The sequence below is a fragment of the Fusicatenibacter faecihominis genome, assembly GCF_020686945.1.
GTDB lineage: Bacteria > Bacillota > Clostridia > Lachnospirales > Lachnospiraceae > Limivivens > Limivivens faecihominis.
Genome location: NZ_JAJEPR010000011.1, coordinates 43,074 through 58,281, shown reverse-complemented (window position 1 = coordinate 58,281; position 15,208 = coordinate 43,074). Strand labels below are relative to the sequence as shown.

Below are 15,208 nucleotides of genomic sequence, written 5' to 3'. Positions count from 1 at the left end.
CGGCAGATTTTCCTTAACGATGTATAAATCTAAAGTTCCATTTCCTGATGTTTCTTCTTTTGCTTCTGCCCCCTGTCCATTTTTTCATGCTGTCGGCTCTGGGACTGGTCTTTGTTCTTCTGATCCCGCTCATCCATCTTCCGGTTATGACGAAGCAGCTCCACATAGGCAAGATTGACGGTACTCCTGCCGTAACGTCTGGACTGTTTCTCGTATTCCTGTGTCAGCTCTTTGATCTGTGCTTCCCACTTTTTCGGTGTGAATTTTTCTCCTTCCCGAAGAAGTTCATAGACCGGAATACGGAGTTCTTTCGCCGTTTCCAGTTCTTTCTTATGCTGGCTGTGATAAACTGCCTGTGCGATTCCTTTCTTCTGCAGATATTCATTACGGATGGGAATGTATGGAGCATAGGCGGCATAAGCCTCTGACATTTCCTTTAACCGCCGGATTTCCCTTCCATCTCTGTTGCAGATTTCCTCTGCTTCTTTCTTGGAAGCTTCTTGCTGTACTGCAAAGGTTTCCAGTGCTTCAAAGCTGTCAATGCCTTTTTCTTCCACGAACCTCCGCACGTTTTCAATATCCATCAGTGCTGCACGATTACTTACCTTTTTAAAATTCGGTGCCTGTATCAGCGGCAGATGAAGCCTTCCAAATGCTGCAAGAATACGTTCCAGCATTTCCAGAACCTCATTTTTCATCGCTGCAAACACGCTGACTTCCTTTGTACCGGAAGTTTCTTTCTGTATCGAACCAACTGCTGTCTGTTCTGCTTCACCTTCCTGTGCCGCAGGGATGTCTCCTGCCATTTTTCCTGCTTTCTTTTCTGCGGCATTCTTTGCAGCTTCCGCAGCTTTTTCCTGTTCCCATTTCTCCAAATTTTTTACACTGTTCCATGCAATATCATAGAACATCCTTGCCCTTTGCAGCGTCTGGTTATGCTCCATGATTGCCCGGTTCGCATCCCCTTTTTCGGTACGGATGCCTTTCCTCTCCAATGCACTGGCAATCGGGCCTAAGTGTCTGGTCGGCTCCTGCTCCAGTCCCAGCTCTTTAAAAGAACGGTGTTCCCAGTATTCCGGCAGTCCGATCCGGTCATTCACCACATTGATGGTGTCCGTCAAATCCTTTCTCCATTTCCGGGAATTACCTTTTTCATTCCAGTCATTCACATCTACCGCCCTGCTCTTAAATCCCCGTCCGGACTTATTGCGGATTTTATTGCCGTCTTTATTAAGGATATATTCCTTTCTCTGCTTGGCTCCCCACTTCCCGTTTTCTTCCACCGGGCGCAGGGTGAGCATAAGATGGAAATGCAGGTTATGGATGCCATTTTGATTAACAGAATCATGGATTGCCCAGTCCGCACACATCCCTTTGGAAACAAAATTCCGCTGCACATAATCCCGCACCGTTTCTTCTGCCAGCTCATAGCTCCAGTCATTTGGAAGTGCTGCTTTCAGTGTCCGGCAAAGCTGGGCATTTTTCTGTTTCTCATTCAGCTCCACAGAGTTCCACAGCACTGCCCTGTCCAGCCATTCCTCCGGTGCATATTCCGGGAGATTGATTTCACAATGCACCAAATCTTCATGGTATTTCGGGCGATACGTTTTCCCGTCATACTCGCTGACAAGAACACTCCTGCTGATGTAAGAAGCTGCATCTACCGCCGACTGCCCTTTGCTCCGCTTTACAATGCCGAACCTTGTGCTGGCATATTTCGTGCGCATACTCACAAAGTTCCTCCCTTACCGTAAAATAGAGGGCAGCAAGAAAAGCCTTTGCAGATGGACGAAAGCCGGGTGTGTTTTCCGGGTTACGGGCAGATGCAAAGGATACAAAGGGGTAGGAAGCGCAGCGGACGGAGGGGAAAGGTTATTTCCCCTCTTGACTGGTGCAAGGCAGGCAACGCCCACCGCAGGTGCCCTCGGAGAGCGCACAAGACCATACGGAGTGTGGTCTATCTGTGCGCACCCCATAACTGGGGTGAACCCATACTCCCGGAGATACTGCTTACACTCCCTGCGAAAAACTGCCACCCGCAAAATCTTTTGAATTGGCGTATCCGCCGCTGTTTTCTTTTGTCTTCGTTTCATCGGCGTGACCGCCGTTTCTGTCTTTTTCATCTTCCATCTCATCCGCATTTTTCTCCATCCTTTTTACGTTTTCCACCGCCTGCCTGCACTCTGCCGAAGCAAGAGCCGCTGACAAGATCACATTCAGTTCTTTTTCTTCATACTGATAACATTCCGGGAAATACTTTGCAACAATGCCGCCCATCAGATATTTATGATAGTTCTGTGCTTTCCTGCGTTTCTCATTCTCCTTTTTGCGCTCTGCCTCATATCTTGCCTTTGCCTGTTCCAGATTTTTCAGTGCCTTATCCATTGCAGCACTGGTTTCATTCCTGTTTTTTATCATGTGTTTATACTCCTTTTCTCATTTTTCTGTTTGATTTTTTATTTTATGGCATAAAAAAACAGCCTGAACCTTTTCCATGTCCATAGCCGCTCTCCTACCATTTGGTTTTCTATTTTTCTTAATTTCCGTATTTTCACGGACAACTTTCTTCCTGACACAGAGCTGTCACCTTTGTGTGCGGTTCTTTCATAAATTTCCCGCATTTTTATGGCGGTTCATTTCCTGCATCCTCTGCCTTGCCCATTGGCTGTGTTCCTCATTCTGCTTTCTCGGTTTCCGAAGGTTGATGAGGTGTTTTTCACAGGAATAGGTCTTGCTCACTTCGGTCTGCTCTACCACCCGGTAATGCTCCGGATAAGCTGCCGCCAGTGCATCCAGTTTCCGCATCATCTGCGGGCTGGCTGTATAAATACTGGCTTCCTGTTCATCGTTATTAAAATTGATAATCGTTTCCTGCTCATACTTTGTCAATTTCATCTACTTTTATTCTCCTTTCCGGCTCCCGCCTGTCCTGCTGTATTTGTATGCTGTTCCATCCACAAAGCCAGCTTCTGCTTTGTGACAAGTTTCCGTCCTCCCACCTGCAAGGTTGGAAAATCCGGAAGGTTCAATAGCTGGTATGCTCCTGCCTTTGAAATGGAAAGCGCCGATGCCAGCATTTTTGCATCCAGCACGTCCGGCAGCATTTCAAATAATTCTTTCCCCACAAAAATCACCCCCTGTTTAGAAATGGGTAAAAGAAAGCAGCTATCATAGGATATCTACCGATGGGATGGATGGATTAGAATGTTTCCAGATATTTCTGATATTCTTCTGAGATAAACTCCTCATAACAGTCTGCAATATGACGGATTCTTTTCAGCACCGCACTGTGTGTCTGATAGCCTACAGCTTCCGCAATCTCCTGTGCCGTATGCCCCTCCATTTTCATTTCCAAAATCTTCTTATCACGCCCGGAAAGCCTAGCGGCAAACTCCGCAATCTGAAGTTCTGACAGCACCGAGTTTTCAAACTCACTACTCGTATCCGGAATATCAAAGTCTGTGCCATTTTCTTCTGCTTCCTCTGCAAGCTGCTCTATGGATACCGCCTTTTTCCTGGAACGGCTGTGTTCCCACGAACGCATGAAGTCCAGTTTTACCTGACTTCCCCTTTTATCGAAGTCCTCAATGGTTCGGTTGTTCCAGATTTCATCGATCATAGGCTGCCAGTTCTGTTCCTGTATAATTTCCGGCACGAGGGTACCGATCAGGTTGCCAAACTGCTGATAAGTAAGCCACGGAAGTTCCGTTCCCTCCGGCACGTTGTAAAGCTGCTGGAAAGAAAATCCGCTGACCTCAAATTTGTCACGCAGGAGCGGAAGCATAGAGTAAGAGAGCCGCCACAACGGAAAGTCCCCGGAATACTGCGCCGCACTGCCGGGTATCTCCCGGTAGCCGCCTTTTTGATATGGAACTTCAAAATACTGCCATGCGCTCCATGCCACACAATCCCATACCAGTTCCAGAAATGTATCATTGTTTATCATACTGTCATATTTATCCGTCCGCAGCACCTCATAAGGGCAGCGTGGGAAGTTCAGATAAACAGGACGTTTGCTGACAAACTCCTGCGGCAGACTATAAAATAATGTCAGCCATGCTTTGCCGCTGTTCTTTGGAATTTTTATCACCTGTCCCTGCTTCATTTCAATGATTTCTCCATTGTCATTCTGCTTCTGTTCTTTTACATCTTTCATCCAAAATCACCCCCCTACTGATACATGGCAGAAGTCCCATTAAAATGTTCCAATATTTTTGAATATTTTTGAAAAAGTTTTTTCTCTTTTAAATTTCACAATCTGTCCGTTATTTTCTAATATTTTTCTTCTGCTGTCCATCTGTTTTCAGCGGACATAAAAACAGGCGGTACCCAATCTGTTTGAATACTGCCTGTCACTATAATCTTTTTGTATATCCTATGCGTTTTCCCGCAGCCACCGATTGATGATATACTGCCAGTCCATTCCATCCTGCATGACACGCAGAACTGTAACTGTTTTCACTGCTTCATCCACAGTATAAAACAGCAGATAGGATTCACACGGTTTCATGTAAATATCATAACCACGATACCGGAAGCCTGTTGTATTATACCCGGTCGGAAGTGTATCAAGTGCAAGAACCGCTTTTTTAATCTTTTTGGAAAAGTTTTCTGCATATTCCCGGTACTTAAATTGCTGAAGGATATATTTCTTTTTTTCTTTCACATCCAGCTTGCCGCTCTGGGCAATGACAACTTTGTATTTTTTGTTTTCCATCCGTACCCCTTATACTGCATCAATTTCTGCCCATGCTTCTTCCACTGTCTGCACTCTGCCATTTTCCATATCGTCAATGGCTTCATCCAGCTTTGACAGAAGGACATCCATTGCATCGTTGATCGTATAAGTTGTTTCACGGGATTTCGTTGCCTGTGCCAATGCCATAACCATCACCCTTTCTTAAAATAGCACTCATGTTTCTGTCTTTATCATACCACGAACCATCAGAAATATCTATCATTTTTTGACAGTCACACAACACTGGATCTGATTTAATTATTCACACATTTTTTCATTAAACTTATAACCAACTCCCCACACAGTCTGAATATAGACCGGATGACTCGGATCATCCTCTATTTTTTCCCGAATATGGCTGATATGGCTCATCACAATGTTGTAATCACCGGAATACGGTTCCTGCCAGACCATATCATAAATCTGTTCTTTACTGAATACCCTGCCGGGATTTTGAGCGAGAAGCTGGAGGATTTCAAACTCTGTATAAGTCAAGGCAATTTTATCATTATTCCGCATAACCTCTCGTCGCTCTAAGTCAAGCATTATTCCCTTGTGTTGTAAGTTCGATTTTAGATTCATTTTTTGAAATATAAATTTTTCTCTACCAGCATCCAAAATGGAAATAACAGATTCTATTAAATTTTCTTCATCTCCATCAAAAGATAGCAATAAAATTTTTCCTATACAGCTCACCTCATATTATTTCATGCTATAAAACACTATAACTTTACATTCACTTAAACCAAATGATACAATTTCCCCTCATGGATTTTAAGTACCACATCTGCAGCATCAGCTATTTTTTTGCTATGTGTTACGACAATTACACTTTTTCCCATTTCATGCGCACTTTTCATCAATATCTTAATAATTTCGTCTGCAATTTCTTCATCCAGATTTCCTGTAGGTTCATCTGCAAGCAATACCTTCGCAGGACTTGCTAATGCTCTTGCAATAGCCACTCGCTGCTGCTGTCCTCCTGATAACTGTAAGACCTGCCGTTTCCAGTCTTCCCTCGGTATTCCAACCGCTTCCAAAATTTTCTCTATGTCTTTCTTTCCACCCAGCATCACATTTTCTTCTGGAGTCAAATAATCTATCAGATTATAATTCTGAAAAACCAATGACATATTTTTCTTTCGATAGTTGTGTAGTCCTTTTTTTCTTATATTTACCCCTTCATAATAAATTCCCCCATCCGTCGGAGAATCCAAACCTGCCAAAAGCGATAAAAAAGTTGTCTTACCGGAACCACTTGGTCCCAAAATGGCATACATTTTTCCTATCTCAAAGCCATATGATATATCATCTAAAACTTTTTTGCCTTTATTCGCCTTATAGTAATAGACAACATTCTTTGCCTCAAGAACAATGTTTCCTGCATTTTTACTCATTTCTATAACCTCCTACCCCGTTATTCAGCTCATTTCACTTAATATCTGCTTCGGCCTTTTCTTCATTATCGTGATTCCTGCTACTAATACTGCAATAATCAAAATACCTGATATCATCCCAATATCCATCAGAACCATTTCTTTCGTTATATGAACCTCCACATCTTGTATTTTTAAATCCGGTGCAATATATCCATCTATATAGGTACCAGTATTTTCCTGTTCCTGCTGTTCTAACCTTAAGGTCTGCGTTTCTTTCGCTAAATATGAAGCTGAAGTCTCTGCAATAATTGGGGAAATTGCAAAGGATAACAACATCCCTATAATACTTATCATTACTGCTTCCCATAAAAACTGTACCCATATTTCAAATTTGCACTTTCCAAGTGACATCATAATTCCTATTTCTTGCGTACGATTTTTTATCCAAAACAGAAAAACTAAAACTAAAATCACAAGACCTGACACTGAAACTATTAGTAATAATCCCATACTCATCTGATCCATCTGCCCAAAATTTTCTGTCATATTTTTAATATTTCCATTATTATCAATTAAGTCATATCGTGACCAATCTATATTCGCTTTCTGTACAGACTTTTTAACTTGATCGTACTTCCCTGCATTTTGGACTTTGAATATAGCATACTGATAGAAAGGATTTCCTTCATTTCCGGATGGTTTTTCCGGGAAACTCATATCCGTAAATATTGTATTTTCTGGACGATAAGAATCCCCATACATAATAGATTTTCGTTCTTGCTTTGTTTCATAAATTCCGATAATCTCGGCACTGTATATTGTGGAATGTTCTTTGTCATGGTAATCATTAAACTTTAATAAGTTCCCAGTTTTTAAATGGTTTAGTTCTGCCAATTCTTTCGAGATGACACAAACATCCCTGTCATCTTTTTCAATCATTCTTCCTTCAATCAGTGAAATCTTACCTGCAGATACGTCCATATCCATTTCCATTATGCGATTACCTCGTAGGTTGACACCGCCTACATCCGTACTTTGATCCATATCTGAATCTTCTATTCTCGAAAAATTGACCGGATTCACAACAGTTGCTATTGTTATCAAATTATATTCCTCAATCCCCTCCACCTGAGCTATTTTTTTTACATCATCTTCCTTAACCGTCTCAAATGAGTTATCTGTAACTACCATATCCGCCCCATTTTCTAACCATTTATGAGTAACTCCTCCATAACTGCCCTCCCGATCACCCAGTACATCCATTGCCTGATCTAATCGCTTTCTCCTATTCTCCTCATTTCCTTCTATGCGAAAGGTAGCCCCTATTGCCTGTCTTGTAGCGTCTTGTGTATAAATACTTGCTGAACGGCTTGCCATAGCACCTAAAAATAGGCCACTCATAACAATTACAATAAACAATAGAATAATACTTTTTATCGGTTTTCTTAACACTGAACGTACTCCTCTTTGTAAAACATTCATGTTATCCCTCCATTTCTGCTAAAATTTTTTTTGGCTTTGTACATAATATTGGAAAAAGTGAAATAGAAATAGAAAGCAATAAAATTATTGTTCCTGATAATATGAGATAACATATATCTTTATTTTGTGCATATATTTGCATAGATGTAAAAGCCCCAATACTTTTCCAATCTAAAAACTTTTCCAATACTATCAGCATCTTATCTCCAGTATAAAGAGCTATTATTGTAGAAAATCCAAATACTGAAAAGCATTCCAAAATAATCTGCATAAACAAATCTACTTTTGTTTTTCCAAGACTCACATAAATTGCTATTTCTTTCTTTCTGGCTCTCATCCACATAGACAAAAGCAATGTTATTACAAGTACAGACGATACAACCGATAATCCCAACATCATTTTTACAACCCTAACAACTTGTAAGAGCGGAATTTCCATTTTCTGAAACAGGTTATCTGCTTTCATCACTCTATAGTTTTTCAAAATGCGTGTTACTTCTAGCTGTGTTCTGCTCAACTGCTCTGGATTATCTACATATACGATTAAGTTTTCATATCCGCACGTTTCTTGTAAATGACATACGAACTCGGGTTTTCCATAAATTCTATTTTCAATTCTGTTTACTGCTAATGGTTCCTTCCCTTGCTTTTCTTCTATACCCGAAATATAGATTCCTGATATGCTTGCCTGTGATTGTTCACCTGAATGAGATTTGAAACAAACAGTTTCCCCTATTTCCCATTGATTTACTTCTGCAAGAAACTGATTTACTACTATTTCACCTTCTTTGCGAGGATATTTTCCTTTCGTCAGATGAATTTGCCCGTCAGCAAATGGGCCATCATCTTCAAGGCTATCGTAGGCCATTATGCGCAATTTTTGGTTGTCTGCATCAACACTCTCACTTTTCGTTATAATTTTAAAATCCATTGGATATAACTGCACTTCTGCTACTCGATTTACCGCCTTCACATTTTCCAGTTTCTCAAGTTTTTTGTATTCATCATCCGTAAACAATTCCTCCGCTTTTTCCCGTTCGATCAACAATTTCGCTTTTGATTTCCCTAATAGTTCAATTCTTGCTACTTCGGATGCCCGTAATATAGTGACAGTAGATAAAATCATTGTTTCGGTAATAAGCAATACCCAAAACAAGATAATCGCTTTTCCTTTTTTCCTGAAAAGGTAGCGGAATGCTCTTTCTGCAAAATTCATTCCCATTCTCCTTCCTTTTCAAATCGGTCAATAATTACCCTTTTAGCCAAAAACGTACCATCCTCCTGGTAATCCCCATACAGATAGAGCATTGACTGCTTTTTCACTTCTTCTTTCCGGCAATCCTCAAGCGTAATACCCGTCATCGTTGAATGAGAAATCTGAAAATAGGTATTTTCTCCATATACTATTTTCACCTGATTCATTTCTTCAACAACCGCTCCCGGAGCAGGAACCATTTCTGCATCATCCGTCTGCGTCCCTATGCTGATATTACATCCTGTGTCTGAAAATTCCAAAACAGCTCCACGCAAATCTGCATTTGCCAACACTTCTGAATCGTCCGCTGAGTTCTCTTTGTCATCAGCATTACTACTTGACTCGTTCTCGTAACCGCCTTCTTTTTTCTCTTGATCATTCAGTATATCAGATACATTCTCGGTAGTTGTCTGATTATCCCCTGTTACTTTTGAATCAAAATTTTTATTGCTGCACCCAACAACTGATACGGTTCCTATACAACCCAAACATAATACTATACATATTTTTTTCTTCATTTATAAAAAATCCTCCATTACATATTTTTTCTTTATATTATAAAAATTGAATGTATGATTTTCCCGTTTTTTTTATGTATTTTATATGTATAAAAAGGCTGTTGTGATTTTCCGTCACAACAGCCTTCTGGTTGGTTCATAACATCTTATTTCCACTTTTATGCCTTTTTCTGTATTTTCAATACAATAAGGAAACTGATGCTGTTCTAAAATCATTTTTGTAATATATAATCCCAAGCCGCTTCCACCAGTTCTTTTATTTCTGGATTTATCAATACGATAAAATGCATCACATAATTTTGGAATTTCTTTCTCATCAATAGATTCCGTTTCATTTTCAATCCAAAAAATTATTTCTTCACCTCTTTTATACACTCCAACCCATATATTTCCATCCTCATTCGTATATTTAATTGCATTTCCTACCACATTACTTATGACCTTCGTGAAAAGAGCTTCATCTGCCCGTATCCAAGTTGATTCTTCTATTCGTATATGAAACTGTAATCCCCTATCAATAGCCATATCTTCCTGTTCCTTAATCACATTCTCAACAAGTTGGTGAAGTGGTATATCTATCAATTTCAACTCAAATCCCGATGTTCTAATTTTTGAAACATACAGAATTTCCTGCACCATATTCTCCATGGAATTAGCTACTTCAAAAGAACGTTTTAAATATCTATCTCGGTCTTTATATCCCCCTACTTCTAATAACATTCCCTGAATTTGTCCTTTTAGAATTGTAATCGGAGTTTTTAATTCATGCGAAACAGCTGAAAAAAAAGCCATTTGTTGTTGTTCCAGTTGCTGCTCAAGTTTGATGCTTTTCTCTAAATCAGTATTTTTTTCTTTCAATTCATCCAAAGCACTCTCTAATTTTTCCGAAAGTTCGTTCAGATTTTCTCCCAAAATTCCAATCTCGTCCCTCCGGTCTTCTGTATATCGAACTCGAAAATCAAGATTTGCCATTTTTTTTGAAACTTCACTCACCTTTAAAATTGAACGCGTAATATATTTTGTGTATAAAGCAGCAATAGCTAATGCTGCCAAAAAAGTAATAGCCCCCAACATAGGTAAAATTCTTTTTAATGATTCCAGTCCAATATTTACTTTCTCCTTGTTTCCAAACACTTGAATCCAATATGTTTTTCCATTCGTTAACTTACAGGAATAAGATTCCGTTATCCCACTGCCTAACAGAATATCTTCTACATCTGTTCCAGGAGCCAGTGAATATTCCATATCTCCATATATACCAAGTACCTTTTCGTCACTATCTTTTAAGACAATAGAAATCCCATGCTCCAATGCAAACATTTTTAATATTCCATCTATTTCCTGCACTGAAGTATTCGATAATTGAAGTACCATTTTTTCCGTCTGATTACTCAAACTTCTATTCAACTCTAAAAAATAGCTCCGTGACATCCCCAATGCAACCATTCCATAAATCGCACTACCAACAGTAATCAATAAGCATACTGTAATTATAAATATTTTTGTAGACAAATGTTCTCTAATTAGCTTTATCAATTCGATACCCCACCCCTCTTACCGTTTTTATATAATCCCCTGCTTTTCCCAATTTTCTCCGCAAATTTTTGATATGATTGTCAACTGCACGTTCTTCACCTTCAAATTCATATTTCCATAGACGATTTAAAAAGCTCTCTCTTGTTATCACGCATCCCTGATTTTCAATCAATTCTTTCAAAATTTCATATTCTTTCTGTGTCAAATCAATTAACTTTTTCCCTATTTTCACTTGATAATTTCCTACAATCAATATTATCTCTCTGTATTTTAACTCGTGATCTTTTGTTATATCTACTCCTTCATATCTACGCAGAACAGCTTCTATTTTTTTTATCATAATTGGAAGAGAAATCGGCTTGGGGATATAGTCATCTATTTGCATTTCAAATCCCTTTATCTGGTCTTCTTCTCTTCCCAATGCACTTATCATAATGATTGGTACTTCCGATTCTTTTCGTATTAGTTCACAAACTGCATACCCATCCATTTTAGGAAGTAAAATATCGAGCAGTATCAAGTCAATTTGTTCTTTCAGAAAAACCGCAATACCATCTATTCCATCAGATGCCGTAATCACTTCATACCCTTGATCCTCTAAAAAAAACTGTATCAGCTCTTGAATATCCAAATCATCTTCTATAATTAAAATTTTTTTCATTCTTAGCTACCTCTTATTTTCCGTTTTTTTTATTTTATCAGTTTTTCTTGTAGTTTTTGTGTATTTCGTTTTTTTAGTATTAAATTTTTTAATTACTATCTTAAACAAACCTTTACTTTTACATTATCATTTTAAATGTTGAAAGAGGTAGCAGAAAATGCTTTCCGCACCTTCTGTCGCTTTTTCACTTATGCTTCATTTATTGCCGTTTTTCTTCGCTAATCCATATCTATTTCTGGCTTCCTTGCTTCCTGTCTGTTCCAACATTTCCTTTTTCTTTGTTTTTTAGCGTATTTCTGTATGGAATTAAAATTGCTTCCATGTGCCTATAATACTTGAGCGAACTCGATGCTCGTGACAACTTCTCCAAAAGTAGAGGCCCAGGAATCAAACAATCCAAGTCCCATATTTTGTAATTTACTGTTCTGCAGATACCTCTGCATAACATATAATTCCGTCATACTATTGCTGATCGGTGTGCCCGTAGCAAAGGTAATGCCTTTCCCTCCGGTAATCTCATCCAGATACTGACATTTATTGAACATATCTGCTGACTTCTGTGCTTCGTTCTGTGCAATCCCGGCTACATTTCTCATTTTTGTATAAAGGAATGCGTTTTTATAGCTGTGTGCTTCATCTACATACAAGTGATCCACTCCCAGTTCTTCAAACGTAACTACCTGATCTTTTTTCTCTTTCTGATTCAGTTTTTCCAGCCTTGTCTGCAGTGTCTTTCTGATCTTTTCAATCTGTTTGACAGTATAACGTCCACCATCCTGTTCATACCTTGCACTCTGAATTGCCATTTCCAGATCATCAATCTGCCTCTGAAGCATGGCTTCCTGTCTCTCATCAGAGATTGGAATACGCTCAAACTGGGAATGCCCAATGATAACAGCATCATAATTTCCCATAGCGATTCTGGCACAGAATTTTTTTCGGTTTGCCGGTTCAAAATCTTTCTTGGTTGCTACCAGGATATTGGCTCCCGGATATAACTGCAGGAATTCTGCTCCCCACTGCTCTGTCAGATGATTCGGCACGACAAATAAATTCTTCTGTGATAATCCCAGACGTTTGCTCTCCATTGCAGCCGCTACCATCTCGTAGGTCTTCCCAGCTCCTACTACATGAGCAAGAAGCACATTCTCTCCGTAAAGCTGATGTGCAACAGCATTTTTCTGATGCGGGCGAAGCTCTATTTCCGGATTCATTCCTGGGAAAGTCAAATGACTGCCATCATATTCACGGGGACGGATACTGTTAAATCGTTCATTATATACTTTTACCAGCCTTTCTCTCCTCTGCTGATCCTTGAAAATCCAATCTTGGAATGCAGCCTTCAAGGCATCCTGCTTCTGTGATGCCAGCATGGTCTCTTTTTTATTGAGGACACGGATCTCATCACCATTTTCATTGACACTCTTATCGTAGATGCGTACATCTTTCAGGTTCAGGGTATCTTCCAAAATCTTATAGGCATTTGCTCTCTCAGTTCCATACGTTGCATAAGCAAACGCATTTCTCGGACTGTCGGCATTCTTTCCTGTAATCCGCCACTCACCATTTACCTCAGAGTATTTTACCTGTATTTCCTTCTGTGCAAGATACCACGGCGTATGAAGCAGTTCCGTCATAAAATCCTGATAATCTGAAGGTTCAATCCAAGTAGCTCCAACACGCACCTCAATTTCGGATGCTTCCAGATTTCTCGGCTGAACTGCCTCCAATGCACGAACATTCGGTGTAAATTCCGGGTGGTTCTCTGCAAAAGTTCTTGCTGTATTCAGTTTCTCCCTGACATTGCCTGACAGATATTCATCTCCACTCTCCCACTGATCTGTCAGTGGATTTTTGAAGATAACTCCAACCAGTTCCTCTGTGATTTTTTCTTCTGTTTTTCCGGTCAGCTGTGCCATATAGGACAGATCAACCTTTGCTTTTTCATTCAGAGATAATGCTAATGCTTCTGTCGTAGTTTCTACACTGGTTACTGCCACTGCCTTTTTGATGGTTCGTTTCGTAAACATATCCGCTTTTCGCTTCAATGTTCCATCTTCGTTTAAGTCCTCCAGCGAACACAACAGACAATAAGAAGAGTCATCAGAAAATGCACGTTTGTTAGCATTACTTCCAATGACTCCATACTTTGCTGTGTAGGTATCATATACCTGATTCAGTTTCTCCTGCTGTTTCTGGATTTCTTCATCTGTGACGGATTCCTCCATCTGCATGGCGATCAACTCCCGGACAGTATCACGGATTGCAACCATGCCTTTCACACGTTCTGCAGTGGCGGCAGGCATCTTCACCTGATTCATCAAAGAGTTGACACGGTAATATACCTGATCATCTACCACCGTATAGCTGTAATTTCGGACATTTGGATCTGCTGGAATACTCTCTGGCATCTCATCCAGTTCTGTTTCCACATCTACTGCCGGTACCATGTTTCCATGAATGTTCTTGACCGCTTCTGCAAGCTGGAGTTCAAGGTCAGCACCTTCTATCGGCATACAGGTTGTTTCCATACCATATGGACCCGATACTTCTTTCATCTCACCCAGAATCATTTCAGGATGGTCTGCAAAATACTGGTTGACTGTAATTCCATTGGTATCACTTCCAAGATTCACCCACTCCGGCATCTCTTTTGTCATGCTGTCACGCTTCTGGAAAAACAAAATATCAGCACTGACTTCTGTTCCTGCATTTGCCTTAAAAGCTGTGTTCGGCAGTCGGATTGCATCTAGCAGATCTGCCCGCTCTGCCAGATATTTCCGAACTTCCGGTGATGCCTTGTCCATAGTTCCCTTTGTTGTGATCAGAGCAGCCACACCACCTGGACGTAACTGATCTATCGTTTTGGCAAGAAAGTAATCATGAATCATGAAATTGTAACGATCATACTGACGGTCATTGACCTTGTATGCACCAAATGGCACATTTCCGATTGTCACGTCAAAGAAGTCATTAGGATAATCTGTCTTCTCAAAACCTTTGATCTGAATATTGGCATCAGGATAGAGCTGCTTTGCAATTCTGCCGCTGATACTGTCCAATTCCACACCATAAAGTTTGGACTGGTTCAGATTCTCCGGAAGCATTCCAAAAAAGTTCCCGACTCCCATAGATGGCTCCAGGATATTTCCTTTTGTAAATCCCAGATTCTCCAACACCTGATACATACTTTCAATCACAATCGGCTGTGTATAATGAGCATTTAAGGTGGAAGCTCTGGCTGCAGCATATTCCTCTGGTGTAAGAACAGTCTTTAATTCCAGATATTCTGTCTCCCATGCAGCTTTTGTTTCATCAAATGCATCTGCAAGACCTCCCCAGCCAACGTATCGGGATAAGATTTCCTGTTCCTCTGGTGTCGCATTACGGTTCTCATCCTCACATTTCTTTAACAACTGGATAGCCATGATATTTGCTCGGAATTTCTCCTTCGGTGTTCCCTGTCCAAGTTCATCATCTGTGATGTGGAAGTTTGTTGCTTGAATATCTGTTACCGTATCTTCTCTCCGTTCAACTTCTTCTACGGTTTCTGATGTTTCCTTGTCCTCTGGCTGATTCACATCTATTTGCTCCGCTTCCAAAGCCTGCTGTGCTTCTTCCAAGTCTGCCAGTTTTTGT

14 protein-coding genes and 1 pseudogene are annotated in these 15,208 nt (G+C 40.2%); all 15 read right to left on the bottom strand.

What is annotated here, in order from left to right:
* Positions 1-29: 29 nt before the first annotated feature.
* A complete protein-coding gene (locus LKD71_RS08375; protein ID WP_227615096.1) occupies positions 30-1,727 on the bottom strand; it encodes a MobA/MobL family protein in 1,698 nt (565 codons plus the stop codon).
* Positions 1,728-2,010: 283 nt separating this feature from the next.
* The gene (locus tag LKD71_RS08370) at positions 2,011-2,418 is read right to left on the bottom strand and encodes a hypothetical protein (protein WP_227615055.1); all 408 of its coding nucleotides are present in this window, start codon (positions 2,416-2,418) and stop codon (positions 2,011-2,013) included.
* A gap of 186 nt (positions 2,419-2,604) precedes the next feature.
* A complete protein-coding gene (locus tag LKD71_RS08365; RefSeq protein ID WP_118393048.1) occupies positions 2,605-2,895 on the bottom strand; it encodes a hypothetical protein in 291 nt (96 codons plus the stop codon).
* The gene (locus LKD71_RS08360; protein WP_227615054.1) at positions 2,892-3,125 is read right to left on the bottom strand and encodes a DNA-binding protein; all 234 of its coding nucleotides are present in this window, start codon (positions 3,123-3,125) and stop codon (positions 2,892-2,894) included. The genes LKD71_RS08365 and LKD71_RS08360 overlap by 4 nt, the downstream gene beginning before the upstream one ends.
* Before the next feature lie 74 nt (positions 3,126-3,199).
* Positions 3,200-4,156 (bottom strand): RNA polymerase sigma factor, encoded by a 957-nt coding sequence (locus tag LKD71_RS08355; RefSeq protein WP_227615053.1) that lies wholly within the window; start codon positions 4,154-4,156, stop codon positions 3,200-3,202.
* A gap of 219 nt (positions 4,157-4,375) precedes the next feature.
* Positions 4,376-4,717, bottom strand: a complete 342-nt coding sequence (locus tag LKD71_RS08350; RefSeq protein ID WP_055056593.1) for a type II toxin-antitoxin system RelE/ParE family toxin — start codon at positions 4,715-4,717, stop codon at positions 4,376-4,378.
* Between the two features lie 9 nt (positions 4,718-4,726).
* The gene (locus tag LKD71_RS08345) at positions 4,727-4,885 is read right to left on the bottom strand and encodes a hypothetical protein (RefSeq protein WP_154108127.1); all 159 of its coding nucleotides are present in this window, start codon (positions 4,883-4,885) and stop codon (positions 4,727-4,729) included.
* A 111-nt stretch (positions 4,886-4,996) separates the two neighbouring features.
* Positions 4,997-5,410: a winged helix-turn-helix domain-containing protein gene (locus LKD71_RS08340; protein ID WP_179979061.1), complete on the bottom strand. Its 414-nt coding sequence runs from the start codon at positions 5,408-5,410 to the stop codon at positions 4,997-4,999.
* Between the two features lie 68 nt (positions 5,411-5,478).
* Positions 5,479-6,114, bottom strand: a complete 636-nt coding sequence (locus LKD71_RS08335) for an ABC transporter ATP-binding protein (protein ID WP_055056639.1) — start codon at positions 6,112-6,114, stop codon at positions 5,479-5,481.
* Positions 6,115-6,159: 45 nt separating this feature from the next.
* Entirely contained in the window at positions 6,160-7,599 is a 1,440-nt protein-coding gene (locus LKD71_RS08330; protein WP_055056592.1) for an ABC transporter permease, read from the bottom strand.
* Position 7,600: 1 nt separating this feature from the next.
* Complete coding sequence (locus tag LKD71_RS08325; protein WP_227615052.1) at positions 7,601-8,815, bottom strand: ABC transporter permease; 1,215 nt, start codon at positions 8,813-8,815, stop codon at positions 7,601-7,603.
* A complete protein-coding gene (locus LKD71_RS08320) occupies positions 8,812-9,372 on the bottom strand; it encodes a hypothetical protein (RefSeq protein ID WP_055056590.1) in 561 nt (186 codons plus the stop codon). Before LKD71_RS08320 ends, LKD71_RS08325 begins: the two co-directional genes overlap by 4 nt.
* Before the next feature lie 114 nt (positions 9,373-9,486).
* On the bottom strand, positions 9,487-10,908 hold the full coding sequence (locus LKD71_RS08315; RefSeq protein WP_227615051.1) for a HAMP domain-containing sensor histidine kinase: 1,422 nt from the start codon (positions 10,906-10,908) through the stop codon (positions 9,487-9,489).
* The gene (locus LKD71_RS08310; RefSeq protein WP_055056588.1) at positions 10,892-11,569 is read right to left on the bottom strand and encodes a response regulator transcription factor; all 678 of its coding nucleotides are present in this window, start codon (positions 11,567-11,569) and stop codon (positions 10,892-10,894) included. Before LKD71_RS08310 ends, LKD71_RS08315 begins: the two co-directional genes overlap by 17 nt.
* Before the next feature lie 338 nt (positions 11,570-11,907).
* Positions 11,908-15,069: pseudogene (locus tag LKD71_RS08305) on the bottom strand (DEAD/DEAH box helicase family protein); the annotation flags it as partial.
* Between the last annotated feature and the right edge of the window lie 139 nt (positions 15,070-15,208).

Coding starts and splice junctions, on each gene's coding strand:
- LKD71_RS08375 (WP_227615096.1), bottom strand. CDS start 1,727: ATGCGCACGAAATATGCCAGCACAAGGTTCGGCATTGTAAAGCGGAGC.
- LKD71_RS08370 (WP_227615055.1), bottom strand. CDS start 2,418: ATGATAAAAAACAGGAATGAAACCAGTGCTGCAATGGATAAGGCACTG.
- LKD71_RS08365 (WP_118393048.1), bottom strand. CDS start 2,895: ATGAAATTGACAAAGTATGAGCAGGAAACGATTATCAATTTTAATAAC.
- LKD71_RS08355 (WP_227615053.1), bottom strand. CDS start 4,156: ATGAAAGATGTAAAAGAACAGAAGCAGAATGACAATGGAGAAATCATT.
- LKD71_RS08350 (WP_055056593.1), bottom strand. CDS start 4,717: ATGGAAAACAAAAAATACAAAGTTGTCATTGCCCAGAGCGGCAAGCTG.
- LKD71_RS08345 (WP_154108127.1), bottom strand. CDS start 4,885: ATGGCATTGGCACAGGCAACGAAATCCCGTGAAACAACTTATACGATC.
- LKD71_RS08330 (WP_055056592.1), bottom strand. CDS start 7,599: ATGAATGTTTTACAAAGAGGAGTACGTTCAGTGTTAAGAAAACCGATA.
- LKD71_RS08325 (WP_227615052.1), bottom strand. CDS start 8,815: ATGAATTTTGCAGAAAGAGCATTCCGCTACCTTTTCAGGAAAAAAGGA.
- LKD71_RS08320 (WP_055056590.1), bottom strand. CDS start 9,372: ATGAAGAAAAAAATATGTATAGTATTATGTTTGGGTTGTATAGGAACC.
- LKD71_RS08310 (WP_055056588.1), bottom strand. CDS start 11,569: ATGAAAAAAATTTTAATTATAGAAGATGATTTGGATATTCAAGAGCTG.